This window comes from Streptomyces lomondensis (genome assembly GCF_014651035.1).
GTDB classification, from domain to species: Bacteria; Actinomycetota; Actinomycetes; order Streptomycetales; family Streptomycetaceae; genus Streptomyces; species Streptomyces lomondensis.
This window is the reverse complement of the sequence record NZ_BMWC01000001.1, coordinates 726,755-751,773: the sequence shown is the minus strand read 5'-3', so window position 1 is coordinate 751,773 and position 25,019 is coordinate 726,755. Positions and strand designations below refer to the sequence as shown.

The window sequence follows — 25,019 nt, the reverse complement described above, 5'->3', positions numbered from 1 at the left end:
GGGGCAACCAACCGCCCCGTCGTCCACTCCGAGAGAAGCAGCGTGCTCATACGTCTCCTGCGAACCCACCTCAAGCCCTACAAGAGACCCATCGCCCTGCTGGTCCTGCTCCAGTTCCTGCAGACCTGCGCCACGCTCTACCTGCCCACGCTGAACGCGGACATCATCGACCGGGGTGTCGTCACCGGCGACACCGGCTACATCCTGCGCCACGGCGGCCTGATGATCGGCATCTCGCTGGTGCAGGTCGTGTGCAACATCGGGGCCGTGTACTACGGCGCCCGTACGGCGTCGGCGCTGGGGCGGGACGTGCGCGGCGCCGTGTTCGACCGGGTGCAGTCGTTCTCCGCGCGTGAGGTCGGACACTTCGGCGCGCCGTCGCTGATCACCCGGACGACGAACGACGTCCAGCAGGTGCAGATGCTGGCGCTGATGACGTTCACGCTGGTGGTGTCGGCGCCGATCATGTGCGTGGGCGGCATCGTGCTGGCGCTCGGCCTGGACGTGCCGCTGTCCGCTGTGCTGGTGGCGGTCGTGCCGGTGCTGGGCGTCTGCGTGACGCTGATCGTGCGGCGGCTGCGGCCGCTGTTCCGGTCCATGCAGGAGCGGCTGGACACGGTGAACCGGGTGCTGCGCGAGCAGATCACCGGCAACCGTGTGATCCGCGCCTTCGTCCGGGACGAGCACGAGCAGCAGCGGTTCCGGAAGGCCAACACCGATCTCACCGACTCCGCGCTCGGCGCCGGCAACCTCATGGCGCTGATGTTCCCGATCGTCATGACGGTGGTGAACCTGTCGTCGATCGCCGTGGTGTGGTTCGGTGCGCACCGCATCGACAGCGGGGGGATGCAGATCGGTGACCTGACCGCGTTCCTCGCCTATCTGATGCAGATCGTCATGTCCGTGATGATGGCCACCTTCATGTTCATGATGGTGCCGCGTGCGGAGGTGTGTGCCGAGCGGATCCAGGAGGTGCTGGAGACCTCGTCGAGCGTCGTGCCGCCGACCGCGCCGGTGCGGGAGCTGCGCCGGCACGGGCATCTGGAGATCCGCGGGGCGGGCTTCCGCTACCCGGGTGCCGAGGAGCCGGTGCTGCGCGCCGTGGAGCTGGTCGCCCGGCCGGGTGAGACGACCGCCGTCATCGGTTCGACCGGCAGCGGCAAGTCCACGCTGCTCGGGCTGGTCCCCAGGCTGTTCGACGCGACCGAGGGGCAGGTGCTCGTGGACGGGGTCGACGTGGCGGAGATCGATCCGGAGCTGCTGGCGAAGACCGTCGGGCTGGTGCCGCAGAAGCCGTACCTGTTCGCGGGGACGGTGGCGACCAATCTGCGCTACGGCAACCCGGACGCCACCGACGAGGAGCTGTGGCACGCGCTGGAGGTGGCGCAGGCCAAGGACTTCGTCCAGCGACTGGAGGGCGGGCTTAACGCGCCGGTCGCGCAGGGCGGGGCGAACGTCTCCGGAGGCCAGCGGCAGCGGCTCGCGATCGCCCGGACGCTGGTGCAGCGCCCGGAGATCTACCTCTTCGACGACTCCTTCTCCGCGCTCGACTACGCCACCGACGCGGCCCTGCGGGCCGCGCTCGCGCGGGAGACCGCCGAGGCGACCGTCGTGATCGTCGCCCAGCGGGTGGCCACCATCCGGGACGCCGACCGGATCGTCGTCCTCGACGAGGGCCGGGTCGTCGGCACGGGCCGGCACCACGAGCTGATGGCGGACAACGACACCTATCGGGAGATCGTGCTCTCCCAGCTCACGGAAGCGGAGGCTGCCTGATGGCGGGGCCCATGGGGCGGATGATGGCCGGGGGCGGCCCCGACCAGCACTCGCTGGACTTCAAGGGGTCGGGCAGACGGCTCGTCGGGCAGTTCCGGCCGGAGCGGCTGACCATCTGCATGCTGCTGCTGTGCGTGGTGCTCAGCGTCGGCCTCAGCGTCGTCGGACCGAAGATCCTCGGCAAGGCCACCGACCTGGTCTTCGCGGGGATCGTCGGGCGGGGCATGCCCGAGGGGGCGAGCAAGGAGCAGGTCCTGGAGCAGATGCGGCAGCGCGGGGACGGTGACGTCGCCGACATGCTCCGCAGCACCGACTTCACCCCGGGCGAGGGCATCGACTTCACCGCCGTCGGGCATGTGCTGCTGCTCGCGCTGGGCGTGTTCACGGTGGCCGGGCTGCTGATGGCGGTGGCGACGCGGCTGGTGAACCGGTCCGTGAACCGGACCATGTTCCGGATGCGCGAGGAAGTGCAGACGAAGCTGTCGCGGCTGCCGCTGTCGTACTTCGACAAGCGCCAGCGCGGCGAGGTGCTGTCCCGGGCGACCAACGACATCGACAACATCGGGCAGACGCTCCAGCAGTCGATGGGGCAGCTCATCAACTCGGTGCTGACCATCATCGGCGTGCTCGCGATGATGTTCTACGTCTCCTGGATCCTGGCGCTGGTCGCGCTGGTGACCGTGCCGCTGTCGTTCGCCGTCGCCACGCGCGTGGGCAAGCGGTCGCAGCCGCACTTCGTGCAGCAGTGGCGCACGACGGGCAAACTCAACGCGCACATCGAGGAGATGTACACCGGGCACACCCTCGTGAAGGTGTTCGGGCGGCACGAGGAGTCGGCGCGGCAGTTCGCCGAGCAGAACGAGGCGCTGTACGAGGCGGGGTTCCGGGCGCAGTTCAACAGCGGGGTGATCCAGCCGCTGATGATGTTCGTGTCGAACCTCAACTACGTGCTGGTCGCGGTGGTCGGCGGGCTGCGGGTCGCCTCGGGCTCGCTGTCCATCGGGGACGTGCAGGCCTTCATCCAGTACTCGCGGCAGTTCTCCATGCCGCTGACGCAGCTCGCGTCCATGGCCAACCTGGTGCAGTCGGGTGTCGCCTCGGCGGAGCGGGTCTTCGAGCTGCTCGACGCGGAGGAGCAGAGCGCCGATCCGGTGCCGGGCGTGCGGCCCGAGGAGCTGCGCGGGCAGGTGGCGCTGGAGCATGTGTCGTTCCGCTACGACCCCGACAAGCCGCTCATCGAGGACCTGTCGCTCAAGGTCGAGCCGGGGCAGACGGTGGCCATCGTCGGCCCGACCGGCGCCGGCAAGACGACACTGGTGAACCTGCTGATGCGGTTCTACGACGTCACCGGCGGGCGCATCACCCTCGACGGCGTCGACATCGCGCGGATGTCCCGGGACGAGCTGCGCGCCGGGATCGGCATGGTGCTCCAGGACACCTGGCTGTTCGGCGGCACGATCGCGGAGAACATCGCGTACGGGGCCGCCCGGGACGTCACCCGCGGGGAGATCGAGGAGGCGGCCCGGGCCGCGCACGCGGACCGGTTCATCCGGACGCTGCCGGACGGGTACGACACGGTGATCGACGACGAGGGGACCGGGGTCAGCGCGGGCGAGAAGCAGCTCATCACCATCGCGCGGGCGTTCCTGTCCGACCCGGTGATCCTGGTGCTGGACGAGGCGACGAGTTCGGTCGACACGCGAACCGAGGTGCTCATCCAGAAGGCCATGGCGAAACTGGCGCACGGGCGGACCTCGTTCGTCATCGCCCACCGGCTGTCGACGATCCGGGACGCGGACACGATCCTGGTCATGGAGAACGGGTCGATCGTGGAGCAGGGCGCGCACGCGGAGCTGCTGGCGGCGGGCGGGGCGTACGCGCGGCTGTACAAGGCGCAGTTCGCGCAGGCGGTGGCCGAGGTGGACTGAGTCGCATTCGGGGGTGCCAGGTGGGGTCGTGGGGCGGCTGCGGGCCGGTTGTGGCTGGTCGCGCAGTTCCCCGCGCCCCTTGGGTACGTGCAGCTGACGCCCCATCAGTCCAGATAGCCCCTCAGCTGGTCCGCGAAGGCGTGGTCCCGCAGTTTGTTCAGAGTCTTGGACTCGATCTGCCGTATCCGCTCCCGCGTCACGCCGAAGATGCGGCCGATCTCCTCCAGGGTGCGGGGACGGCCATCGGCGAGGCCGTAGCGGAGCTGGACGACCTTCCGTTCCCGCTCCCCCAGGGTCGACAGCACCGCCTCCAGGTGCTCCCTGAGCAGGAGGAACGCCGCCGACTCCACCGGAGAGGTCGCGTCGCCGTCCTCTATCAGGTCGCCGAGGGCGACATCGTCCTCCTCGCCGACGGGCGCGTGCAGCGACACCGGCTCCTGGGCGAGGCGCAGCACCTCGCTGACCCGCTCCGGCGGCAGGTCCAGGTGCGCGGCGACCTCCTCGGACGTGGGCTCGTAGCCCCGCTCCTGGAGCATGCGGCGCTGCACCCGGACGACGCGGTTGATGAGCTCCACGACGTGCACGGGCACCCGTATCGTGCGGGCCTGGTCGGCCAGGGCGCGGGACATGGCCTGGCGGATCCACCAGGTGGCGTAGGTGGAGAACTTGTAGCCGCGGGCGTAGTCGAACTTCTCGACGGCCCGGATGAGTCCGAGGTTGCCCTCCTGGACGAGGTCGAGCATGGTCAGGCCGCGGCCGACGTAGCGCTTCGCCACGGAGACGACCAGGCGCAGGTTGGCCTCGATGAGGCGGCGCTTGGCCATCCTTCCCATGACCACGAGCCGGTCGAGGTCCAGCGCCAACTGGCTGTCCAGATCGGGGGTGTTGCTCAGCTTCTCCTCGGCGAACAGGCCGGCCTCGACCCGGCGGGCGAGTTCCACCTCCTCGGCCGCGGTCAGCAGCGGGATGCGGCCGATCTCCCGCAGGTACTGGCGGAACAGGTCCGAGGAGGGGCCGCCGGTCTCGGTGCGGGCCGGCGGCGGTTCGACGGCTTCGGGGGGCTCGGCCGTCTCGACGGCCTCGGCGGGCGGCTCCTCCGGCTCCGTCTCGGGGTGGTGCGCGACGCGGTTCTGCGCCGGGACCGCGGACAGGGCGTCGGGCTCCGCGTCCGGGGCTGTGCCGTCGGCGCCGAGGGCAGCACCGACGTCGGTCTGGGTGAGGGTCTGGGTCTGCACGGGGGCGACCTCCAGGATGATCGCTGCCAAGGTGTGCGGCAGCGGTACTTCGGGGGCGGAGTCGACGGCCTCGCCGCTTTCCGTCCCGTACGCGATGAGCGGAACCGCGGGGATCTGGGTCCCGTCGGTGACGGACCGGCCGCGCTCCGAGGACTCAGGCACCGGAACCCAGTGTGGGGTAAGACACGTCGTCGCCACGAGGGGCGTGCGTTGACTTTTTGCTTCCCGTGCGTGACCGCGCGGTGACGTCAGAGCGCGGCGGCGCCGTGTTCGCGGAGGGACTGGTCGTACTGCTGGAGGACCCACAATTCGTTCTGGACGGCGGCCAGCTGGGCCGGGTCGCCGTGGGAGCCGAGACGCGTGAGCTGGCTGGTGATGTCGCGGATGCGGCGCTCGACGGCGCGGCGGCGGACGGTGACCAACTGGGCGCCCGCGTACGCCTCGTCGACCGCTCGGCGCAGCAGGATCGCCTCGACGGCCAGCTCCGTCACCATCGCGCGGACCGCGTCGTCCGGGGCGGCCTCGCGGACCTTGACCAGGTAGCCCTGGGGGTCGGCGACGCCCGGTTCGGCGCCGCCCGCGTCCAGGATGGCCTGGCGTACGGCGGCGTAGGGCGGGGCGGTGAACTCGTCGACGCCGTACGCGTCGAAGGCCGGGGAGACCAGCTCGGGGCGCTGGAGGGCGAGTTTGAGCAGTTCGCGTTCGGTGGCGTAGACGGGGTTTCGGAGGTTGAGGGCCGGGCCGCGCGGGGCGGCCTGCTGGGGCGGTCCGGCGTACTGCTGCGGCGGGTGGTGCCGGTCCGGGCCCGGGCCGGTCTTGCCGCCGCGGTCGCGGGCCCAGCGGGCCAGCTGGGCCACGCGCTTGACCACGAACTGCGTGTCGAGGATGCCGAGCATGCCGGCGAGCTGGACGGCGACCTCGTGCTGGGCGCCGCTGTTCTTGATGCGGGCGACGATCGGGGCGGCCTCGTCCAGGGCGGCGGCGCGGCCCGCCGGCGTGTCGAGGTCGTAGCGGCTCACGATCTGGCGCAGCGCGAACTCGAAGAGGGGGGTGCGGGGTTCGACCAGGTCGGCGACCGCCTCGTCGCCCTTGGCGAGGCGCAGGTCGCAGGGGTCCATGCCGTCCGGGGCGATGGCGATGTACGTCTCGGCGGCGAATTTCTGGTCGTCCTCGAAGGCGCGCAGGGCCGCCTTCTGGCCGGCGGCGTCGCCGTCGAAGGTGAAGATGACGCGGGCCGAGCCGTTGTCCATGAGCAGCCGGCGCAGGATCTTGATGTGGTCGCCGCCGAAGGCGGTGCCGCAGGTGGCGATGGCGGTCGTCACGCCGGCGAGGTGGCAGGCCATGACATCCGTGTAGCCCTCGACGACGACCGCGCGGGACGTCTTCGCGATCTCCTTCTTCGCCAGGTCGATGCCGTAGAGGACCTGGGACTTCCGGTAGATCGCCGTGTCGGGCGTGTTGAGGTACTTGGGGCCGTTGTCCGCCTCGTAGAGCTTGCGGGCGCCGAAGCCGACGACCTCGCCGCCGATGTCGCGGATGGGCCACATCAGACGGCCGCGGAAGCGGTCGATGGGGCCGCGGCGGCCCTCCTGGGAGAGGCCGGAGAGGAGCAGCTCCTTGTCGGTGAAGCCCTTGCCGCGCAGGTAGCGCGTCAGGTGGTCCCAGCCCTGGGGGCTGTAGCCGACGCCGAAGTGGACGGCGGCGGCCTGGTCGAAGCCGCGCTCGGCGAGGAAGACCCGGCCGGTGTCGGCCTCGGGGCTGGTGGCGAGCTGTTCCGCGTACCACTCGGCGGCGATCTTGTGGGCCTCGACCAGGCGGATCCGCTCGCCGCGCTGGTGGGACGGGTTGTACCCGCCCTCCTCGTAGCGCAGGGTGATGCCCGCCTGGCCGGCCAGGCGCTCGACCGCCTCCGAGAAGGAGAGGTGGTCGATCTTCATCACGAACGTGATGGTGTCGCCGCCCTCCTGGCAGCCGAAGCAGTGGAACAGGCCCTTGCTGGGGCTGACCTGGAAGGAGGGCGACTTCTCGTCGTGGAACGGGCACAGCCCCTTGAGGTTGCCGCCGCCCGCGTTGCGCAGCTGGAGGTACTCGGACACGACGGCGTCGATCGGGACCGCGTCCCGTACCGCCTTCACGTCCTCGTCGTTGATCCGTCCTGCCACGCGTGAATTCTACGGGGGCGGACTGACACTCACGGTGCGAGGTTTTCGAGTGGAATGCGGGGATCCGCGAGGTTCTCCGTGTTCACCCGGGCCTTGCCGCGGACCAGTCGCTGGATCTTGTCTGTGACGTCCCACACGTTGACGTTCATGCCCGCCAGCACCCGGCCGTCCTTCACCCAGAACGCGATGAACTCGCGCTTCCCCGCGTCACCCCGGATCACCACCTGGTCGTAGCTGCCCGGGGGCGCCCAGCCGGAGTACTCCATGCCCAGGTCGTACTGGTCGGAGAAGAAGTAGGGCACGCGGTCGTACGTGACGTCGTGGCCCAGCATGGAGCGCGCCGCGGCCGGGCCGCCGTTGAGGGCGTTGGCCCAGTGCTCGACGCGCAGCCGGGTGTCGAAGAGGGCGTGCGGGAAGGAGACGACGTCGCCGGCGGCGTAGACGTCCGGGTCGGAGGTGCGCAGCCGCTCGTCGACGACGATGCCGCCGCCGTGGGCGCGGTCGGCGATCTCCAGGCCGGCCGCCTCGGCGAGGTGGGTGCGCGGGGCGGCGCCGATCGCGGCCAGGACGTCGTGCGCCGGGTGCTCCTCGCCGTCGTCCGTGCGGGCCGCGAGGACCATGCCGTCCTGGCCGACGATCTCGGTGAGCCGGGCGCCGAAGTGGAAGCGGACGCCGCGCTCGCGGTGCAGCTCGGCGAAGAGCTGGCCCAGCTCGGGGCCGAGGACCGAGTGCAGCGGGGTCGGCCCGCGGTGGATCACGGTGACCTCCGCGCCGTACTCGCGGGCCGCCGCCGCCACCTCCAGGCCGATCCAGCCGGCGCCGGCGATGACGAGGTGGCCGTTGTCCCGGCCGAGGTTGGTCAGGACGTGTTTGAGGCGCTCGGCGTGGGCGAGGCGGCGCAGGTGGTGGACGCCGGCCAGGTCCGTGCCCGGGATGTCGAGGCGCCGGGGCTCGGCGCCGGTCGCCAGGAGCAGTTTGTCGTAGCGGACGACCGTGCCGTCGTCGCCGAAGCGGACCGTCTTCGCCGTGCGGTCGATGGCGTCGACGGTCTGGCCGAGGTGCAGCTCGATGTCGTTCGCCGCGTACCAGGCGGGCTCGTGCACGAAGACGCTGTCGCGTTCCTCCTTGCCGAGGAGGTAGCCCTTGGACAGCGGCGGGCGCTCGTAGGGGTGGTCGCGTTCGTCGCAGATCAGTATCACGCGGCCGGTGAAGCCCTCCGCGCGGAGCGTCTCGGCCGCCTTGGCCCCGGCCAGTCCGCCTCCGACGATGACGAATGTCTGATCCGCGTCGACCACTTGATGCCTCCTCGTAAGGGTGTCGCCACCTGCGAGCGTCCCGCACGGAGCGTGATGCGGGAAGAGGGAGTGACCCGATCAGGCCACGGAGGGTCACCACCGGGCGTGCCGCGGCCCTCTGTTTCCCGGATGCCGTCCCCTGTTTCCCGTCAGTTTCACGCGTGCCCCGTCAGACGGGCGTGAAGCGAACGGGCCGAGGTGTCGGTGAGGGAGGCGATCTGGTCGACGATCACGCGCTTGCGGGCGCGGTCGTCCGGCGCCCGGTCGAACAGGGCGCGGAACTGCGGGTCCAGGCCGTCCGGGGCGCGGGCGGTGAGTGCCTCGGCCAGTTCGGCGACGACGATCCGCTGGTCGGCGCGCAGGCGCTCCTGCTCGGCGCGCTGCATGACGTACAGGTCGGCGACGGCCTTGAGGACGGCGCACTCCAGGCGGGTGCCGCGCGGGACGACCAGTTCGGCGGCGTACCGGGTGAGCCGTCCGCCGCCGTACGCGGCGCGGGTCGTGGTCTCGGCGGCCAGGCAGAAGCGGCCGATGAGCTGACTGGTGGCGTCCTTCAGCCGGGCCTGGGCGACGGCGGTGCCGTCGTAGCCGTGCGGCCACCACTCCTGGGCGAGGAGGCGGTCGAGGGCCTCGGCGAGTTCGGCGGGGTCGGTGTCCGCCGGTACGTACCGGCCCAGGGCCACCTGGAAGACGTCCTGGCGTTCGGGTTCGGCGTGCAGGCAGTTCGGGTCGATGTGGCCGGCGTGCAGGCCGTCCTCCACGTCGTGCACCGAGTAGGCGACGTCGTCGGACCAGTCCATGACCTGCGCCTCGAAGCAGGTGCGGGTGCCGGGGGCGTCCTTGCGGACCCAGTCGAAGACGGGGCGGTCGTCCTCGTAGACACCGAACTTGCGGGAGGCCGGGTCGGTGGGGTGGGCGCCGCGGGGCCACGGGTACTTGGTGGCGGCGTCGAGGGCGGCGCGGGTGAGGTTGAGGCCGACGGAGCCCTCGGGAGTGAACCGTTTGGGCTCGATGCGGGTGAGGAGTCTGAGGGACTGGGCGTTGCCCTCGAAGCCGCCGCAGTCGGCCGCGAACTCGTTGAGGGCCTGTTCGCCGTTGTGGCCGAAGGGTGGGTGGCCGAGGTCGTGGGAGAGGCAGGCGGCCTCGACGAGGTCCGGGTCGCAGCCGAGGGCCGCGCCCAGCTCGCGGCCGACCTGGGCGCACTCCAGGGAGTGGGTGAGGCGGGTGCGGGGGCTGGCGTCCCAGGCCGGGCCCAGGGTGCCGGGCGTTACCACTTGGGTCTTGCCGGCGAGTCTTCTCAGGGCGGCGCTGTGCAGGACTCGGGCTCGGTCGCGTTGGAAGGCTGTGCGGCCGGGGCGTTTGTCTGGTTCCGGGGCCCAGCGGTCGACTGACGTCGGGTCGTAGGCCGGGGGGTTTGTCGGGGTGCCTGCCATGTGTCGACAGTACGGGTATGGGTGTGCTGTGCGCCTGAGCGTTTGCCGGGTTCGGTTGTGTGGCGGGTGCGGGTGGGTCGTGGCTTGTCGCGCAGTTCCCCGCGCCCCTTTAGGCCGATGCCAGTACGGGTGCTTTGAGAGCCCGGGTTGCCAGCGCCTCGTCGTAGCGGTGCAGGAGGAGGTGGGCCATCGACGGGTGCGTGCCCAGGGGGGCCGCGGCGATCCACGGGGCCTTCTGGGTGCATTCCGTGGCGAAGCGGCCGGGGGCCGTGAAGTAGGAGGCGAGGGCTATGTGGTGGCGGCCCCTGGCGCGGAGGGCGCGGACGGCCGTGTCGACCGTGGGGGTCGCCGCGGAGGCGTAGGCCGGGATGACGGGGACGCCCAGGCGCGTGGCCAGGAGGTGGGCCGTGCGGCCGGTGTCCGTCTTCGCGTCCGGGTCGCGGGAACCGGCCGCGGCGAGTACCACCGCGCTGGTGCGGCGGGGTGTCGCGCCCCAGCCGGCCTCCAGGAGGCGGGCCTGGAGGGCGTCCACCAGGAGGGGGTGCGGGCCCAGGGGGGCCGCGAGGTGGGTGCGGGCCGGGGCGCCCGCCGCCATCTCGGGGATGTCCTGCTTGACGTGGTAGCCGCGGCTGAGGAGGAGGGGGACGAGGACCGCCTCCGTGTCGCCCAGGGCGGCGAGGGTGTCGGGGAGCAGGGGGGCGTTCAGTTCGATGTGCCCGAGGTGCACCGGCACGTCGGGGCGCAGCGCGCGGACGCGGTCCAGGAGCGCGCGTACGGTGCTCAGCGCGCGCGGGTCGCGGCTGCCGTGGGCCACGACGACGAGGGCGGGCGGGGCCGGGCGGCGCGTGGCGGGCGGCGGGACGAGGCTGAGCTTGCTGGGCATGCACCGATGGTCGCGGCGGGACGTTGCCGCCCCGTTGCGTGGGGGTCACGGGTGTTTTCCGGCGGTTCACGGTGCGGGGCAGGGGGTGTGTGAGGCCATCTGACCTGGAGTTTCCGTATGCGGGGTGAAGCTGGTCACGTGGTCGTGACTGAACCGGGCGGCCCGGTCGGGCGTCCCTGACTGTCGAGAGCCGACCTGGGGAGGGACCGTCCGATGCGTCTTCCGGCGTTTCGCAGACCGCGGCTGCCGCGTACCCGACGGGGGCGGCGGCGGCTGGTGCAGGCCGTGATGGCCGGGTGCGTGCTCGCGCTGCTTCCGGCGACCTGGATGTACCTGGCGGCGGGTGACCGGCTGCGGTCGGCGGGTGATGTGCCGCGCACCGATGTGGCCGTGGTGTTCGGTGCCGGGCTGTGGGAGGGGGAGCCCTCGCCGTATCTCGCGCACCGGCTGGACGCGGCGGCGGAGCTGTACCGGGAGGGGCGGGTCGAGGTGGTGCTCGTGACCGGGGACAACAGCCGTGAGGACTACGACGAGCCGGACGCGATGCGCGTCTACCTGACGCGGCACGGGGTGCCCGACGGGCGGATCGTCAGCGACTACGCCGGGTTCGACACCTGGGACTCGTGCGTGCGCGCGAAGAAGATCTTCGGTGTGGACGAGGCCGTGCTGATCAGCCAGGGCTTCCACATCCGGCGGGCGGTGGCGCTGTGTCAGGCGGCGGGGGTCGAGTCGTACGGGGTCGGGGTGGACGCCGTGCACGACGCGACCTGGTACTACGGGGGCGCCCGGGAGATCCTCGCCGCCGGGAAGGCGGCCTGGGACGCGGTGGTCCGGCCGGATCCGCGGTTCCTCGGGCCCCGGGAGACGGGTGTGGAGAGGGCGTTGGCCACGGCCGAATAGCCGCTCGGACGAATCCGGCCGTTCTGCAGGGATGGGTTTGACGGGCACATTTCACCCCGAGGTGTGAAAAACAGCTCGGCGCTCTCCGTGACCGCTCGCTCACGCTTAGTGTCCTTTTCGTGCGGCGGCGGATCGGGCCGCCGTCGCGAACTGGGGGAAAGGACACCTGATGACTCGACTTCGCTCCGCGCTGGTGAGGGCCGCCGCGGGCGCGCTGCTGGCCGTGCCGGCGGCCATGGGGACCGCCTCGGCGGCACCCGTGGCCGCCGAGGCGGTCCAGGCTCCGGAGCCGGGGTGCGCCAAGCTCGGCGCCTACGGCCGCGGGTGGGCGGACATCCACAACGCGTGCGGGCACACCATCTCCGCCAGCGTGGAAGTCAACGGCTGGGACCCGTCGTGCATCCAGATCGGCCCCTACGGCATCGGACGCATCGGTCTGGACGCGGACGACGAGCCGTACTACGCGTACGAGTGCTGATCCGGGGCGTGCCCTGACCAGGCACGGCCCCTGAACGCGGCCGGGGCGGGGGCACGCGGAGCACGCCCCCGCCCCGGCTGTCAGCGCCCTCGGAAGACCGGTGGGCGCTTCTCCAGGAACGCCGTCATCCCCTCCTTCTGGTCCTCGGTGGCGAACAGGGCGTGGAAGACGCGGCGTTCGTGGCGGATGCCGTCGCGCAGGCCGGTTTCGAGGGCCTGGTCGACGCACTCGCGGGCGGCCCGGACCGCCATGCGGCCGTACGAGGCGATCGCCGCCGCCGCTTCGAGGGCCTCGGGCAGGACCCGGTCGTCCGGGACCACTCGGGAGACGAGACCGCAGCGTCCAGCCTCCCGCGCGTCCATGGTGCGGCCGGTGAGGATCAGGTCCATCGCCTTGGCCCGGCCGACCAGCCGGGTCAGCCGCTGGGTGCCGCCGATGCCGGGGATGACGCCCAGCTTGATCTCCGGCTGGCCGAAGACGGCCGACTCCCCCGCGACGACCAGATCGCACATCATCGCCAGTTCGCAACCGCCGCCCAGGGCATGGCCGTTGACGGCGGCGATCTTCGGGGTGCGGAGGTCCGCGAACTCCTCCCAGGCGGCGAAGTAGTCCTCGGCCGCCATGTCGACGGCCGACTTCCCGGCCATCTCCTTGATGTCGGCGCCCGCCGCGAAGACCCGCTCCGAGCCGGTGACGACGAAGCAGCCGGTCTCCGGGTCCGCGTCCAACGGGCGGAGCAGGTCCAGGAGTTCGGCGAGGAGCTCGCCGCTGAGCGCGTTGCGGACGTGCGGGCGGTGCAGGTGTACGGTCACGACTCGGCCGTGGCGCTCGACCTTCAGGTGGTTCATCTGGCTTCTCCTCACGAGGGGTTACGAGGGGCTACGAGTCCCAGATCGCGCCGTACGCCGGAATCCCCCGCCGCTCCAGGCCGTGGACCACCTGCCAGGTCAGTCTCTTGTTGGAGATGCAGATGACCGCCTCGGCGCCGAAGTCCCGGTAGGCCTCGTGGGCGAGGCGCACCATGTCGGGCTTGCCGTGCCGGGAGGTGTCCCAGACCAGGGCGTGCGGCTGGACGGCGAGGATCTCGTCCACGAGCGCGTCGCCGTAGGTGGCGCGCGGGTCGCGGGTCGCCCAGACCAGGCGGGAGGGGACCTTTGCGGCGAGCAGGTGGGGCAGGCAGGGGCCGATGCCGCTGCCGGTCGCGACGTAGACGACCTTGCGGAAGAGGACCTCGATGTTGGCGACGCCGGCCGTGGTGATGCCCTTGACCCAGACCTGCTGGGGCAGGTCGTCGATGAACGAGCCCGTCCAGTCGCCGGCGCGGGAGACGGTGAGCCGGAAGCCGGGCCGGCCGGGTGTGGGGACGTTGGCGAACGAGTGCCACTCCTTCAGCGGGCTGCGGCTGATCGCGGTGGACGAGCCGGCGAAAGGGGTCTCGCCGTGGTCGAAACGGGCCAGCACGACGTGGGAGGAGGGGCGTTCGAGGTGGACGTCGACCTTGCGCAGCCGCAGCCAGGGCAGGGCGACGCTGAAGGTGACCACCGCGAGCACGCCGACCTCCCAGGGGCCCGGCGACGACAGCAGCGTGTGTGTCCAGAACAGGGCCAGGGCCGTCCAGCCGCCGAAGCGGTGGATCCGCTCGAAGTGGTCGTGGTGGCGGGCGCGGAAGGGCGGCAGGGCGGTGGCGATGACGATCGCGAGGAGGGCCAGCAGGGTCCAGCCGACGGCCCTGAGGGCGGCGTCCGGTGTGCTGATCGTCAGGGCCAGGAACCAGGCCGTTCCCGCCAGCGCCCCGCCCACGTGCAGTCCGCCGAAGTGGTAGACCTTGCCGAGCGTCCAGCGGACCTTCAGCGGCCAGGTCGTCGGGGCCGCGGTCGCCAGCCGGAACAAGAGGTTGATGACGTACTGCTGGCGGACCAGGACGGCGAGGGCGAGGTTGGCGAGGGCGGCGTGCCCGAGGGTGGGGGTGGCCAGGGGCCAGTACGCCCAGGTGAAGGCCGCGTTGGCCAGCAGGACGAGGGCGGCGAGGCGGTTGTAGTGCATCAGGGCGGGGTGCTTGAGCAGGCGGCGTGCGGCCGGGAGCGGCGGCGGGAGTGCGCCGGCGTCCTGGCGGGCCCGGGGCGGTGAGGTGGTCATCGGGCCACCGCCACGCGCTCGTCGAGCATCCGCAGCAGGGCCTGTTTGTCGACCTTGCCGCGGTCGGTCTCCGGCAGGAACGGCAGCGGCAGGACCTGTTCCGGCACGCAGTAGTACGGCAGGGCGTCCGCCACCGCGCGGCGGGCCGTGTCCGGGTCGACGTCCGCCGGGCAGACGAAGGACACCAGGGTGCGGGCGTCGCGCCGCAGGGTGACGGCCCGGGCGCAGCCGGCGGCCGACTCCAGCACCGCGGAGACGGAGTCCAGCTCGACCCGGAAGCCGCGCACCTTGACCTGGTCGTCGGTGCGGCCGAGGTGTTCGAGCTGCCCGTCGGGGGTCCAGCGGCCGAGGTCCCTGGTGCGGAACATGCGGCGGCCGCCGCCGAGGAACGGGTCGGGGGCGTAGCGCTCGGCGTTGAGGGCGTCGTCGCCGAGGTAGCCCGCGGAGACGCAGTCGCCGCCCGCCCACATCTCGCCGGTCTCGCCGACGGGCAGGGGGCGGCGGTCGGCGTCGAGGACGTAGACCGTGTTGTTGGGGGTGGGGCGGCCGATGGTGAGCAGCGGGGCGGACGGGTCGTGGCGGCCCATCGTGTTGACGATGGTCGTCTCCGTCGGGCCGCAGCAGTTGTAGAAGGCGGCCTGCCGGGCCCACCGGTCGGCCAGCGGGCGCGGGCAGGGCTCCCCGGCGACGGCGACCGTGCGCACCCGCGGGCAGGCGGCGGGGTCGAGGCCGGACAGCACGGTCGGGGTCGCGACGAGCACGTCCGCCGTGCGGGCCGCCGCGGCGATGTCCTTGCCGCGGATGACGAGGGTGCCGCCGTGGGCGAGGCAGCCGAGGATCTCCCAGGCCGCCATGTCGAAGGCGATGTTGAGGAGCTGGGCGACCCGGTCGCCGGGACGGATGCCGAGGCCGCCCGGCTCGGTGAGCAGGATGTTGGCGACGTTGCGGTGGGTGACCTTCACCCCGTTGGGACGGCCGGTGGTGCCGGAGGTGAACAGGACGTAGCAGCCGTCGTCGCCGGTGACGCGCGGGCGTGGGGCCGGGGCGTGGGGCAGCGGCTCGTCGAGCGGGATCAGCAGGTGGCCGTCCGGCAGGGGCACCCGGTGGGCGTGCTCGGCGGTGGTGAGGACGACGCGGGTGCGGGCGGTGCGGATGACGTGGGTGAGCTGGGCCGGGGGCGCGAGGCCGATGTCCTGCGGGACGTAGGCGGCGCCGGCCTTCAGGATGCCGAGCAGGCCGACGAGCATCGGGAGCGAGCGGCGGACGAACAGGCCGACGTGGTCGCCGGGGCGTACGCCCTCGCGGACCAGGCGGGCGGCGAGAGCGCCGGCGTACCGGTCGAGTTCGCCGTAGGTGAGGCGGGCGCCCTGGTGTTCGGCGGCCACGGCGTGCGGGGCTGCCAGGGCCTGCCGGGCGATGGCGTGGTGCAGGAGCGGGTCGGGGACGGGGACGGTGGGGCCCCGGCCGTACTGGCGGAAGAGGTGCCGGTCCTTGGGGGTCAAGTGGCGCAGAGGCATGGTCGGGTGGCCTCCTGGCTGTTTCGAGTGTCGGTTTGCCACAGGCGGTGAGCCGCGTGTGGATGCAGCCGGATGAGCGGCGGGCATGCCCGGGGGTCGAACGCCGTGCGGAGTCGTGCGAGCGCTGCGCGTAGCGAGAGCGTAGTCCCGTTGCTTCAACACTCAACGAGGTCGGATCGGCCAAGAAAAGAACGCAATGAGCCACGTGTGGCGTTTTCCGTCACACAGGCAACGTCCGTGCCGGTCGGCGACGACCTGAAGGTGGCCAGGCCTGTGCCTCACGAGGGCGGGGCGGCGGCGGGGAGGTCCCCGTCCCGGCCGCGTAACAGGGAACCGTCCCGGGCGTAACACGGCCGAAGCACGCTGAACGGTATGCAGACCACCGTCACGCCCACGCACTGCCCGTACTGCGCCCTTCAGTGCGGGATGAACCTGACGCCCGCGCCGGACGGGACCGTCGAGGTCAGCGAGCGTGCGGACTTCCCGGTGAACCGGGGCGCGCTGTGCGGCAAGGGCCGTACGGCGCCGGCGGTGCTCGCGACGAACGTCCGGCTGACCTCGCCGCTGGTGCGCGACGCGGGCGGCTCCCTGGTGCCCGCCTCCTGGGACGAGGCACTCGACCGGATCGCCGCCGAACTGCGCCGCACACGCGCCGAGCACGGGCCGGACGCGGTCGGGGTGTTCGGCGGGGGCGGACTGACCAACGAGAAGGCCTACACCCTCGGCAAGTTCGCGCGGGTCGTGCTCGGCACGTCCCAGATCGACTACAACGGCCGTTTCTGCATGTCGTCGGCCGCGGCGGCCGGCATCAAGGCGTTCGGTCTGGACCGGGGGCTGCCCTTCCCGCTGGAGGACATCCCGAAGAGCGGCTGCGTGATCCTCGTCGGGTCGAACCTCGCGGAGACCATGCCGCCGTCGCTGCGTTACTTCACCGAGCTGAAGGAGAACGGCGGCACGCTGATCGTCATCGACCCGCGCCGCACGAAGACGGCCGAGCAGGCGGATCTGCACCTGGCGCCGCGGCCGGGCACGGACCTGGCGCTCGCCCTGGGCCTGCTGCACCTGGTGATCGCCGAGGGGCGGGTGGACGAGGAGTACATCCGCGAGCGCACGGTCGGCTGGGAGGACGCGCGGGCCGCCGCGATGGCCCACTGGCCGGAGTACGTCGAGCGGATCACGGGCGTCTCCGTGCCCCAACTGCGCGAGACCGTACGGCTGTTCTGCGAGCCGGAGTCGGCGATGGTGCTGACCGCGCGCGGGCCCGAGCAGCAGTCCAAGGGCACGGACACGGTGGGCGCGTGGATCAACCTGTGCCTGGCGACCGGCCGGGCGGGCCGGCCGCTGTCCGGGTACGGCTGCCTGACCGGGCAGGGCAACGGGCAGGGCGGGCGCGAACACGGGCAGAAGGCCGACCAGTTGCCGGGCTACCGCAAGCTCGACGACCCGGCGGCGCGGCGGCACGTCGCCGAGGTGTGGGGCGTCGACCCGGACAGCCTGCCGGGCCCCGGGCGCAGTGCGTACGAGTTGCTGGACGCGCTGGGCACGGACATCAGGTCGCTGCTGCTGATGGCGTCCAACCCGGTCGTGTCGGCGCCGCGGGCCGCGCACATCGAGGAGCGCATCAGGTCACTGGAGTTCCTGGCGGTCTGCGACGTGGTGCTGTCGGAGACGGCGGCGCTCGCGGACGTGGTCCTGCCGGTCACGCAGTGGGCCGAGGAGACCGGTACGACGACCAACCTGGAGGGCAGGGTCCTGCTCCGCCGCCGGGCGATCACCCCGCCCGAGGGCGTGCGCAGCGACCTGGAGGTCATGCACGAACTGGCCGCCCGCCTGGGCGTGGAGAAGGGCTTCCCGACGGACCCCGAGGAGGTCTTCGAGGAACTCCGCCGGGCGAGCGCGGGCGGACCCGCGGACTACTCGGGGATCACCTACCGCAGGCTTGCGGAGGAGAACGGGGTGTTCTGGCCCTGCCCGGCCCCGGCGGAGGCGATGGACGGGGGTGAGGACACCCTGCCGGACGCGCCACTGCCCGACGACCCCGCCCGGGAGACGCCGACCGCGCACCCGGGCACCCCACGCCTGTTCCTCGACCGTTTCGCCACCCCCGACGGGCGGGCCCGCTTCGTCCCCGTCTCGCACCGTGCGACCGCCGAGGAACCGGACGACGAGTACCCCGTCCTGCTCACCACCGGGCGGGTCGTCGCGCAGTACCAGTCCGGGGCGCAGACCCGGCGCGTGGCGGAGCTGAACGCCGCCGCGCCGGGGCCGTTCGTGGAGATCCACCCGCGGCTCGCCGCCCGGCTCGGGGCGGCCGAGGGCGACCCGGTCGCCGTGGTGTCCCGGCGGGGCCGGGCCGTGGCGCCCGCGAGGATCACGAACGCCATCCGGCCCGACACGGTCTTCATGCCGTTCCACTGGCCGGGCGAGGGCCGCGCCAACTCCCTCACCAACCCCGCGCTCGACCCGACCTCCCGGATGCCGGAGTTCAAGGCGTGCGCGGTGCGGCTGGAGGCCGTCGAGCGGTAGGAGCCGGTCAGCGCACGCCGACCGCGCTCCAGGCGGCGGCCACCGCCTTCTGCTCCGTGCTGCCGCTGCCGTAGAGGTCCTTCGCCGCGTTCAGGGTCGCCGTGCGCGCGCCCGCGTAGTCCGTCGAGGACGTCATGTACACCGTCAGGGCGCGGTACCAGATCTTGCCCAGCTTGGCCCGGCCGATGCCCCGCACCGCGGAGCCGTCGCAGGTCGGGGAGGTGTGGCCGACGCCGTTGACGGTCTTCTCGCCGCTGCCCTCCGCGAGCAGGTACGCGAAGTGGTTGCCGACGCCCGAGGAGTAGTGCACGTCGAGGTCGGCCAGCCCCTCGCTCCAGCAGTCGGCCGACTCGCCGTCGCGGGACGGCTTGTCCATGAACCGCAGGGCCTCCCGGCCGAGGCCGGAGCGGACGACCTTCTCGCCGATGAGCCAGTCACCGGGGTCCTCGGCGTTGCCCGCGTAGAACTCCACCAGCGTGCCGAAGATGTCCGACGTGGCCTCGTTCAGGCCGCCGGACTCGCCCGAGTACGTCAGCGCCGCCGTCTTGGACGTCACGCCGTGGGACATCTCGTGCGCGGCCACGTCCAGCGAGACCAGCGGGCCGAGCAGCTTGCCGTCGCCGTCGCCGTAGGTCATGCAGAAGCACGTGTCGTCCCAGAAGGCGTTGTTGTAGTCCTTGCCGTAGTGGACGCGGTTGTACGAGCCCTTGCCGTCGCCGGCGATGCCGCTGCGGCCGTGGACCTTCTCGTAGTAGTCCCAGGTGACGTCCGTGCCGTACTGGGCGTCCACCGCCGCCGTGGCCCGGTCGGTGGCCTCGCCGGTGGCCCAGTGGTTGTCGGCGTCGGTGAAGAGCGTCGCGGGCGCGCGGCTCAGGCAGATCGTCAGCAGGCACTGGTCGGTCTTGTTCGCCGCGTCACCGGTGTACGTGCCGCCCCGGGTCGCGTCCTTGAGCTGGTACGACGACCCGGACTTCGTCGTCTCCAGCGGAACCGTGCCGCCGTAGAGGGACTCGCCGTCGCCCGACGCCGACTCCAGGGTGTCCCAGGCGTCGATGCGGGCACCGGTCGTCGCGTCGGTCAGCACCGTGCGCCCGACCGGGTTGCCGAGGTCGTCGTGCGCCACCGCGTCGGTCTGCCAGGCCAGTTTCGGGGCGCCGTGCAGGGCGTCGACGACCAGGCGCGGCTTGGCGGTCAGCTTCTTCAGGGTCTCGCCGACGTGCGCGGCGCGCAGCAGGCTCGCCGCGAGGTCGGCGGCCTTGGGGGCGGACACCTTCGGGGTGACGCCGGTGAGGGAGAGCGCGGACTTCGTCGCGCGGTCGGTGCCGCGGTAGGTGCCGTCCGGGTTCTGGTGGAGTACGAAGTCGCCGCCCAGTACGGGGAGTCGGCGGTAGGTGCGGTCGTAGCGGATGTGGCGGGCGCCGTCCTGGTCGACGATGACGTCCCGGACCTTCGTCTCCTGGGCCGGGGTGAGGCCCAGTTCCGCGGCCCGGTCGGCGAGTACCGTCTCGGCGTCCTCGATCGCACCGGCCCTGGTCGGCCTGTCGGCCGCGCCGGCGGTCGGGGCGAGCGCGGCGGCCAGCAGGGCGGCGGTGCCGGTGACGGCCGCACCGGCGGTGGCGAGACGGGAACCGCGGACATGACGTATCCGACTCATCGGTCTCCTCATACGGGCGCACCCGGCCGCGTGGGGTCGACCGGGGGCGCGTTGATGTTGACCGCGAGTCAAGTCGGCCTGGACCTGGCATGTCCATAGCCCCTGTGTGGAGGTGTGTGTGGGTGGAGAATCGTTCCTGTGACCCTGCCTTTCTTCGTCTACGGCACGCTTCGCCCCGGCGAGGTCAACCACGACCTCTTCCTGCGTGGCCGCACGCGCTCCGAGGAACCGGGGCGGCTCGCGGACGCGGTGCTGTACGAGGGGCCGGGCTATCCGTACCTGGTCGAGGAGCCGGGCGGTGGCGTGGTGAGCGGGGAGCTGGTGACCGCGCTGCCGGAGGCGTACGGGGCGCTGCTCGCGGAGTTGGACCGGCTGGAGGAGTACGTGCCGGGTGATCCTCGCAGCTTGTATGTGCGGGTGGAGCGGAAGGTCGTGCGGGGGGTGGACGGGGTGGGTGTGCGGGCCTGGGTGTATGTCGCCGGGCCCGTTGTCGCTGCGCGCCTGCGGAGTGCCGGGCGGCGGATCGAGGGTGGGGAATGGCGGGGGCGGGGATGAGGGCCGGGGCGGGGACGCGGAGGGTTCGGCGCGGGCCGTGCGACTGGCGGCCGTATGCCGGCTGCGGGCCGTACGTGGTTGCTCGCGCCCCCGCGGCGGAGCCGCATATCGAAACAGCCCCGCGCCCCTGAGGGGGCGCCCGGTTCAGTCCCCGTACGGCCACCTCCCCCTGGCCTCCCGCAGCGCCCGGCCCCACCACACCAGTTGGTCCAGCATGGTCTTCGCCGCCGCGTCCGGGCCCGACGGGTCGCGCAGGGTGCCCTGGTCGTCGAAGGACGCGCCGGCGTTGTGGAAGGAGACGGTGTCGCGGACCGTCACGGCGTGCAGTTCGGCGAAGACCTGGCGGAGGTGCTCCACGGCGCGCAGGCCGCCGGCCAGTCCGCCGTAGGAGACGAGGGCGACGGGCTTGGCCCGCCACTCGGAGTAGTGCCAGTCGACGAGGTTCTTCAGGCCCGCCGGGAAGGAGTGGTTGTACTCGGGGGTGAGGACCACGAAGGCGTCCGCGCGGGCGAGCTTGGGGGTGATGCCGGCCAGCGCGGCGGTCGCCTCGGGGGTCGGTTCGAAGGAGGTCGGCAGTTCGGCCTCGGCGACGTCCACGACCTCGGTGACCAGGTCGTCCCGGTCTCGGAGACGGCCGAGGAGCCAGTCGGCGACGACGGGGCCGAAGCGGCCGTGGCGGTTGCTGCCGACGACGAGGGTGACGTGGAGGGGGCGGTCGGCCGAGGGCTGCTGACGCGCGGCTGCGGTGGTTGCGGCTGTGTCCATGCCGCACAGACTCGTACCTCAACCGTGCTTGAGGTCAAGCCCTGCCCCGCGCGGCGAGGTCACCCGTTCACACCCGCCGCCCGCACTTTTCCGCGACCCGCCCGCCGCACACCCGTGACCTGCTGAAACGCCCCTGACGGACCGTCGGGCCCGCCGTCCCCGACACCCTTTCACCCCAATTCTGACGCCCTCTCAGAAGGCGCGGTCGCCCCGCTGCCCTTTACCTCGGAAGGGCAGGTGCACGACCGACCCGCTCGAAGGAGCACCGATGCGACGTACCGCACGGCCGCTGACCGGTACCGCACTCGCCGTCGCCGCCGCGGCTCTCGCCGCCGCCCCCGCGTACGGCGCGCCCGCCGGTGACCTGGAGGTGTCCCCGTCTCCGGTCGCGCCGGGCGGGCAGGTCGCGGTGCGCACGGCGGCCTGCGGCGACGGCGGTACGGCGACGGGTGACGCCAGCGCGGTCGGGGCCGGTTCCCTCGGCCTGGCGCCGGGCCCGCAGGAGCGGGAGGCGACCGGCCGGTTCCGGGTGCCGCCGAGCGCGCAGCCTGGGACGTACGAGATCACCGCGACGTGCACCGGGAACGGCCGGCGGGTCACCGGTGACCTGGTCGTGACGCTGACGTCCGGGCGCGAGCAGGTGCATCCCCGGGGGAGTGTGAAGACGGGGGTCGGCGGCGCTCTGGGCCCCGATCCCGTGCAGACCGCGGCCGGTGTGGCGACCCTGGCCGTCGCCGCCGCGGGCGGTACCTGGCTCCTGCATCGCCGGGCGAGAGGCGACGGGATCTGACGGACACCCTCCGCTGTCCGTCGCCGGTACCGCAAGTCCCCTCCCCCTCCGGGTCCGATGCCCCTCGCGGCCCGGAGGGGGGTACGGGGCCGGAGATCAGGAAAGGGTGGGTATGCGCAGGTTCCCCAGGGTCGGCAGCGGCGTCCGCAGCCCCGCGAACGCGGCCATGGCGGCCGTCACGGTGTTCGCCCTGTGCTCGGGGGCGTGGCTGCTGCGCAACGGCGCCGAGACGCACGCCCCGCCGCAGCCGTCCGCCGCGCAGGCCCGCGCCGGGCTGGACGGCCGCGCGGGTGAGCGGGCCGCCGTGCCCGCGCTGCCGCCCTCGCCGCCCGACCGCATCCGCATCCCGGCGATCCGGGTGGACGCGCCCCTGACCGGGCTCGGCCTGACGAGGACCGGCAGCCTCGGCGTACCGCCGGCCGCGCGGAGGAACCTCGCCGGCTGGTACGAGGCCGGCACCACCCCCGGCGAGCAGGGCACCGCGATCGTCGCCGGCCACGTCGACAACGCCGACGGCCCCGCCGTCTTCTACGACCTCGGCGCCCTGACCAAGGGCAGCACGATCGAGGTGGACCGGCGGGACGGCAGCGTCGCGGTGTTCACCGTGGACTCCGTGGAGGTGTACGCCGCGAAGGACTTCCCCGACGAGAAGGTCTACGGCGCCGCCCGCCGCCCGGAGCTGCGGGTCATCACCTGCGGCGGCGGCTACTCACGCGGCACCGGGTACCAGGGGAACGTCGTCGTCTTCGCGCATCTGACCGGCAGCCGGTGATCCGCCCAGGACGTTGGCCCTGCCCCAGGCGCCCAGCGGTTCCAGTGCCGCGTTCAGCGAGACGCCCCGGGGCGTGAGCGAGTACTCCACGCGGGGCGGCACCTCGTCGTACGCCTCGCGGTGCACCAGGCCGTCGGCCTCCATCTCCCTGAGGTGCGAGGCGAGCACCTTCTCGGTGATGCCCGGCAGTTCCCGGCGCAGTTCGCCGAAGCGGCAGGGCCGTTCGTTCAGCGCCCAGAGGATGAGCACCTTCCACTTGCCGCCGATCACGTCCATCGCCGCGTCGATCCCGCAGACGTACGCCCCCGGCCGCCGTCCCGTCGTCCCCATGCCCGAGCTCCTCCCCCTGCCGCTGCCTGGACCCTTCCCGCGAGGTAACCACCCACTTCGAAGTGCGTACTTGAGCAGGCGCTTCCCCTGCGACGAGCCTAAACGCCATGACCGACAACGCAGTTGCCTCCCGCACCCCTCTCACCCTTCTCGGCACCGGCGCCATGGGCACCGCCCTCGCCCGCGCCTGGCTCGCCGCCGGTCACGAGGTGACCGTCTGGAACCGCACGCCCGCCCGCGCGCAGGCCCTCGCCGCCGAGGGCGCCGTGGTCGCCGCGAGCGCCGCCGCGGCCGTGGCGGCGAACCGCCTGGTGATCGCCTGCCTGCTCGACGACGCCTCCGTGGGCGAGGCCCTCGACGGGGCCGACCTCGCCGGGCGGGATCTGGTGAACCTGACCACCGGCACCCCGGGCGAGGGCCGGGCGCGCGCCGCCTGGGCCGAGGCGCGCGGTGCCCGGTTCCTGGACGGCGGGATCATGGCCGTACCGCCGATGGTCGGGGACCCGGACTCCGGCGGCTATGTCTTCTACAGCGGCTCCCCCGAGGCGTTCGAGGAGCACCGCGACACCCTCGCCGTCCCGGCCGGCACCCGCTACGTCGGGGCCGACCCGGGCTTCGCCGCGCTGCACGACGTGGCCCTGCTGAGCGCGATGAACGGCATGTTCGCGGGTGTCGCCCACGCCTTCGCCCTGATCCGCCCGGAGGACATCGCCCCGAAGGACTTCGCGCCGCTGCTCTTCGGCTGGCTGACCGCGATGGCCCCGGCCGTGCACCAGACGGCCGACCAGTTGGAGAGCCGCGACTACACCCGGAACGTCGTCTCCAACCTCGCGATGCAGGCGGCGGGCATCCCCACGTTCCTGCGCACGGCCGAGGAGCAGCACGTCAGCCCCGAGCTGCTGGCGCCGTACCTGGAGCTGATGAAGAGGCGCGTGGCCCAGGGCCACGGCGACGAGGACGGAACGGGGATCATCGAGCTGCTCGATACGCGGCGCGGCGCCTAGGCGATCCACTGCTCGTACGCCATGTTCCCCACCAGCGCGAACACCACCGTCAGCAGCACGACCCGTACGAAGCCGCTGCCCTTCTTCAGGGCGGTGCGGGCGCCCAGGGTGCCGCCCGCCAGGTTGAACACGGCCATCACCGCGGCCAGCTGCCACAGGACGGCGCCCTGCCAGGCGAAGGTCGCGAGGGCGCCCGCGTTGGTACAGCAGTTGACGATCTTGGCGGTGGCGGATGCGGTGACGAGGTCGAGGTGGAGGACGGCGGTGAGGGCGAGGACCAGGAAGGTGCCGGTGCCGGGGCCGATGAGACCGTCGTAGAAGCCGATGCCGAGGCCCGCGAGGCCGATCGCCGCGAGGATCTGCCGTCGGGTCGCCGGGCCGGTCGCGGGGGCCGTGCCGAAGGCGGGCCGCAGGATCACGAACGCGGCGACCCCGAGCAGCACCACCATGATCACCGGCTTGAGGACGTCGGTGCTCATCCCGGCCGCGAGGAAGGCCCCGGCGGACGATCCGGCGAGCGCGGCCAGCCCGATGCGTACGGCCGTCCGTACATCCACCGGTGCCTTGCGGGCGTACGTCACCGCCGCGCCCGTCGTGCCCACGATGGCGACTGCCTTGTTGGTGCCCAGTGCGTGCGCGGCGGGCGTGTTCGACGGCAGCCCGAGCAGCAGCACCGGCAGCAGCAGGAGCCCGCCCCCGCCGACCACGGCGTCGATCCATCCGGCGGCGAGAGCCGCGAGGCAGAGCAGGGCGATCATGGTCAGCGATATGTCGGGCATGATCAGAACCTTATGCGGCACCTCCTCACAGCCCGCCGGTGCCGCCCGCCAGGAACCCTCACACCCACCCCCCGCCCCCGCTGAGGGCAGCGTTCCCCGTG

Annotated in this window: 21 protein-coding genes; 9 read left to right on the top strand and 12 right to left on the bottom strand. The window is 72.5% G+C overall.

The features are described 5' to 3' along the window. Positions 1–42 precede the first annotated feature (42 nt). A complete protein-coding gene (locus IE255_RS03250; protein ID WP_190048555.1) occupies positions 43–1,776 on the top strand; it encodes an ABC transporter ATP-binding protein in 1,734 nt (577 codons plus the stop codon). Further along, positions 1,776–3,704, top strand: a complete 1,929-nt coding sequence (locus IE255_RS03245) for an ABC transporter ATP-binding protein (protein ID WP_190048554.1) — start codon at positions 1,776–1,778, stop codon at positions 3,702–3,704. The genes IE255_RS03250 and IE255_RS03245 overlap by 1 nt, the downstream gene beginning before the upstream one ends. Before the next feature lie 104 nt (positions 3,705–3,808). On the opposite strand, the gene IE255_RS03240 is transcribed toward IE255_RS03245, so the two are convergent. The 5 genes from IE255_RS03240 to IE255_RS03220 all read right to left on the bottom strand — a co-directional run bounded on the left by IE255_RS03240 (position 3,809) and on the right by IE255_RS03220 (position 10,712). Continuing rightward, positions 3,809–5,101, bottom strand: coding sequence for an RNA polymerase sigma factor (locus IE255_RS03240; RefSeq protein WP_190048553.1), 1,293 nt, complete (start codon positions 5,099–5,101; stop codon positions 3,809–3,811). An 86-nt stretch (positions 5,102–5,187) separates the two neighbouring features. After that, positions 5,188–7,101, bottom strand: coding sequence for a DNA primase (dnaG, locus tag IE255_RS03235; protein WP_190048552.1), 1,914 nt, complete (start codon positions 7,099–7,101; stop codon positions 5,188–5,190). A gap of 29 nt (positions 7,102–7,130) precedes the next feature. Continuing rightward, positions 7,131–8,396: an NAD(P)/FAD-dependent oxidoreductase gene (locus IE255_RS03230; RefSeq protein WP_190048551.1), complete on the bottom strand. Its 1,266-nt coding sequence runs from the start codon at positions 8,394–8,396 to the stop codon at positions 7,131–7,133. A gap of 155 nt (positions 8,397–8,551) precedes the next feature. Beyond that, positions 8,552–9,829 carry a deoxyguanosinetriphosphate triphosphohydrolase gene (locus IE255_RS03225; RefSeq protein WP_190048550.1) on the bottom strand — a complete coding sequence of 426 codons (1,278 nt, stop codon included), beginning with the start codon at positions 9,827–9,829 and terminating at the stop codon, positions 8,552–8,554. A gap of 109 nt (positions 9,830–9,938) precedes the next feature. Then, positions 9,939–10,712 (bottom strand): sirohydrochlorin chelatase, encoded by a 774-nt coding sequence (locus IE255_RS03220; RefSeq protein ID WP_190048549.1) that lies wholly within the window; start codon positions 10,710–10,712, stop codon positions 9,939–9,941. 213 nt (positions 10,713–10,925) lie between these two features. Here IE255_RS03220 and IE255_RS03215 point away from each other — a divergent pair, with 213 nt between their 5' ends. Both IE255_RS03215 and IE255_RS03210 read left to right on the top strand, forming a co-directional pair. Next, the gene (locus IE255_RS03215; RefSeq protein ID WP_190048548.1) at positions 10,926–11,612 is read left to right on the top strand and encodes a SanA/YdcF family protein; all 687 of its coding nucleotides are present in this window, start codon (positions 10,926–10,928) and stop codon (positions 11,610–11,612) included. A gap of 169 nt (positions 11,613–11,781) precedes the next feature. Beyond that, positions 11,782–12,090, top strand: coding sequence for a hypothetical protein (locus IE255_RS03210; RefSeq protein WP_190048547.1), 309 nt, complete (start codon positions 11,782–11,784; stop codon positions 12,088–12,090). An 80-nt stretch (positions 12,091–12,170) separates the two neighbouring features. Here the strand turns inward: IE255_RS03210 and IE255_RS03205 are convergent, their stop codons facing one another. Genes IE255_RS03205 through IE255_RS03195 form a run of 3 tightly spaced genes read right to left on the bottom strand, consistent with a single transcriptional unit; the run spans position 12,171 to position 15,743 of the window. After that, entirely contained in the window at positions 12,171–12,938 is a 768-nt protein-coding gene (locus tag IE255_RS03205) for an enoyl-CoA hydratase-related protein (protein WP_190048546.1), read from the bottom strand. Positions 12,939–12,969: 31 nt separating this feature from the next. Then, positions 12,970–14,226, bottom strand: coding sequence for an FNR domain-containing protein (locus tag IE255_RS03200; protein ID WP_190048545.1), 1,257 nt, complete (start codon positions 14,224–14,226; stop codon positions 12,970–12,972). Next, a complete protein-coding gene (locus IE255_RS03195) occupies positions 14,223–15,743 on the bottom strand; it encodes an amino acid adenylation domain-containing protein (RefSeq protein ID WP_190048544.1) in 1,521 nt (506 codons plus the stop codon). Before IE255_RS03195 ends, IE255_RS03200 begins: the two co-directional genes overlap by 4 nt. Before the next feature lie 372 nt (positions 15,744–16,115). On the opposite strand from IE255_RS03195, the gene IE255_RS03190 reads away from it, so the two are divergent. Beyond that, positions 16,116–18,269, top strand: a complete 2,154-nt coding sequence (locus IE255_RS03190; RefSeq protein ID WP_190048543.1) for a molybdopterin oxidoreductase family protein — start codon at positions 16,116–16,118, stop codon at positions 18,267–18,269. 7 nt (positions 18,270–18,276) lie between these two features. Here IE255_RS03190 and IE255_RS03185 read toward each other — a convergent pair whose 3' ends face one another. Further along, on the bottom strand, positions 18,277–19,923 hold the full coding sequence (locus tag IE255_RS03185) for a M4 family metallopeptidase (protein ID WP_190048542.1): 1,647 nt from the start codon (positions 19,921–19,923) through the stop codon (positions 18,277–18,279). Positions 19,924–20,061: 138 nt separating this feature from the next. On the opposite strand from IE255_RS03185, the gene IE255_RS03180 reads away from it, so the two are divergent. Further along, entirely contained in the window at positions 20,062–20,478 is a 417-nt protein-coding gene (locus tag IE255_RS03180; RefSeq protein ID WP_190048541.1) for a gamma-glutamylcyclotransferase family protein, read from the top strand. Between the two features lie 144 nt (positions 20,479–20,622). Here IE255_RS03180 and IE255_RS03175 read toward each other — a convergent pair whose 3' ends face one another. After that, the gene (locus tag IE255_RS03175) at positions 20,623–21,243 is read right to left on the bottom strand and encodes an NADPH-dependent FMN reductase (RefSeq protein WP_190048540.1); all 621 of its coding nucleotides are present in this window, start codon (positions 21,241–21,243) and stop codon (positions 20,623–20,625) included. 268 nt (positions 21,244–21,511) lie between these two features. Between IE255_RS03175 and IE255_RS03170 the strand changes: the two genes are divergently transcribed. Next, entirely contained in the window at positions 21,512–22,033 is a 522-nt protein-coding gene (locus IE255_RS03170) for a hypothetical protein (protein WP_190048539.1), read from the top strand. A 112-nt stretch (positions 22,034–22,145) separates the two neighbouring features. Then, positions 22,146–22,805 (top strand): class F sortase, encoded by a 660-nt coding sequence (locus tag IE255_RS03165; protein ID WP_190048538.1) that lies wholly within the window; start codon positions 22,146–22,148, stop codon positions 22,803–22,805. Here IE255_RS03165 and IE255_RS03160 read toward each other — a convergent pair. Next, a complete protein-coding gene (locus IE255_RS03160) occupies positions 22,743–23,135 on the bottom strand; it encodes a winged helix-turn-helix transcriptional regulator (protein WP_190048537.1) in 393 nt (130 codons plus the stop codon). The two genes, IE255_RS03165 and IE255_RS03160, sit on opposite strands and share 63 nt — an antisense overlap. 107 nt (positions 23,136–23,242) lie before the next feature. Between IE255_RS03160 and IE255_RS03155 the strand changes: the two genes are divergently transcribed. After that, positions 23,243–24,139 carry an NAD(P)-dependent oxidoreductase gene (locus IE255_RS03155; protein WP_190048536.1) on the top strand — a complete coding sequence of 299 codons (897 nt, stop codon included), beginning with the start codon at positions 23,243–23,245 and terminating at the stop codon, positions 24,137–24,139. On the opposite strand, the gene IE255_RS03150 is transcribed toward IE255_RS03155, so the two are convergent. After that, positions 24,136–24,918, bottom strand: a complete 783-nt coding sequence (locus IE255_RS03150; RefSeq protein WP_190048535.1) for a sulfite exporter TauE/SafE family protein — start codon at positions 24,916–24,918, stop codon at positions 24,136–24,138. The two genes, IE255_RS03155 and IE255_RS03150, sit on opposite strands and share 4 nt — an antisense overlap. Between the last annotated feature and the right edge of the window lie 101 nt (positions 24,919–25,019).

Coding starts and splice junctions, on each gene's coding strand:
- IE255_RS03220 (WP_190048549.1), bottom strand. CDS start 10,712: ATGCCCAGCAAGCTCAGCCTCGTCCCGCCGCCCGCCACGCGCCGCCCG.
- IE255_RS03185 (WP_190048542.1), bottom strand. CDS start 19,923: ATGAGTCGGATACGTCATGTCCGCGGTTCCCGTCTCGCCACCGCCGGT.
- IE255_RS03205 (WP_190048546.1), bottom strand. CDS start 12,938: ATGAACCACCTGAAGGTCGAGCGCCACGGCCGAGTCGTGACCGTACAC.
- IE255_RS03195 (WP_190048544.1), bottom strand. CDS start 15,743: ATGCCTCTGCGCCACTTGACCCCCAAGGACCGGCACCTCTTCCGCCAG.
- IE255_RS03245 (WP_190048554.1), top strand. CDS start 1,776: ATGGCGGGGCCCATGGGGCGGATGATGGCCGGGGGCGGCCCCGACCAG.
- IE255_RS03170 (WP_190048539.1), top strand. CDS start 21,512: ATGCGACGTACCGCACGGCCGCTGACCGGTACCGCACTCGCCGTCGCC.
- IE255_RS03160 (WP_190048537.1), bottom strand. CDS start 23,135: ATGGGGACGACGGGACGGCGGCCGGGGGCGTACGTCTGCGGGATCGAC.
- IE255_RS03155 (WP_190048536.1), top strand. CDS start 23,243: ATGACCGACAACGCAGTTGCCTCCCGCACCCCTCTCACCCTTCTCGGC.
- IE255_RS03225 (WP_190048550.1), bottom strand. CDS start 9,829: ATGGCAGGCACCCCGACAAACCCCCCGGCCTACGACCCGACGTCAGTC.
- IE255_RS03200 (WP_190048545.1), bottom strand. CDS start 14,226: ATGACCACCTCACCGCCCCGGGCCCGCCAGGACGCCGGCGCACTCCCG.
- IE255_RS03210 (WP_190048547.1), top strand. CDS start 11,782: ATGACTCGACTTCGCTCCGCGCTGGTGAGGGCCGCCGCGGGCGCGCTG.
- IE255_RS03215 (WP_190048548.1), top strand. CDS start 10,926: ATGCGTCTTCCGGCGTTTCGCAGACCGCGGCTGCCGCGTACCCGACGG.
- IE255_RS03150 (WP_190048535.1), bottom strand. CDS start 24,918: ATGCCCGACATATCGCTGACCATGATCGCCCTGCTCTGCCTCGCGGCT.
- IE255_RS03190 (WP_190048543.1), top strand. CDS start 16,116: ATGCAGACCACCGTCACGCCCACGCACTGCCCGTACTGCGCCCTTCAG.
- IE255_RS03175 (WP_190048540.1), bottom strand. CDS start 21,243: ATGGACACAGCCGCAACCACCGCAGCCGCGCGTCAGCAGCCCTCGGCC.
- IE255_RS03165 (WP_190048538.1), top strand. CDS start 22,146: ATGCGCAGGTTCCCCAGGGTCGGCAGCGGCGTCCGCAGCCCCGCGAAC.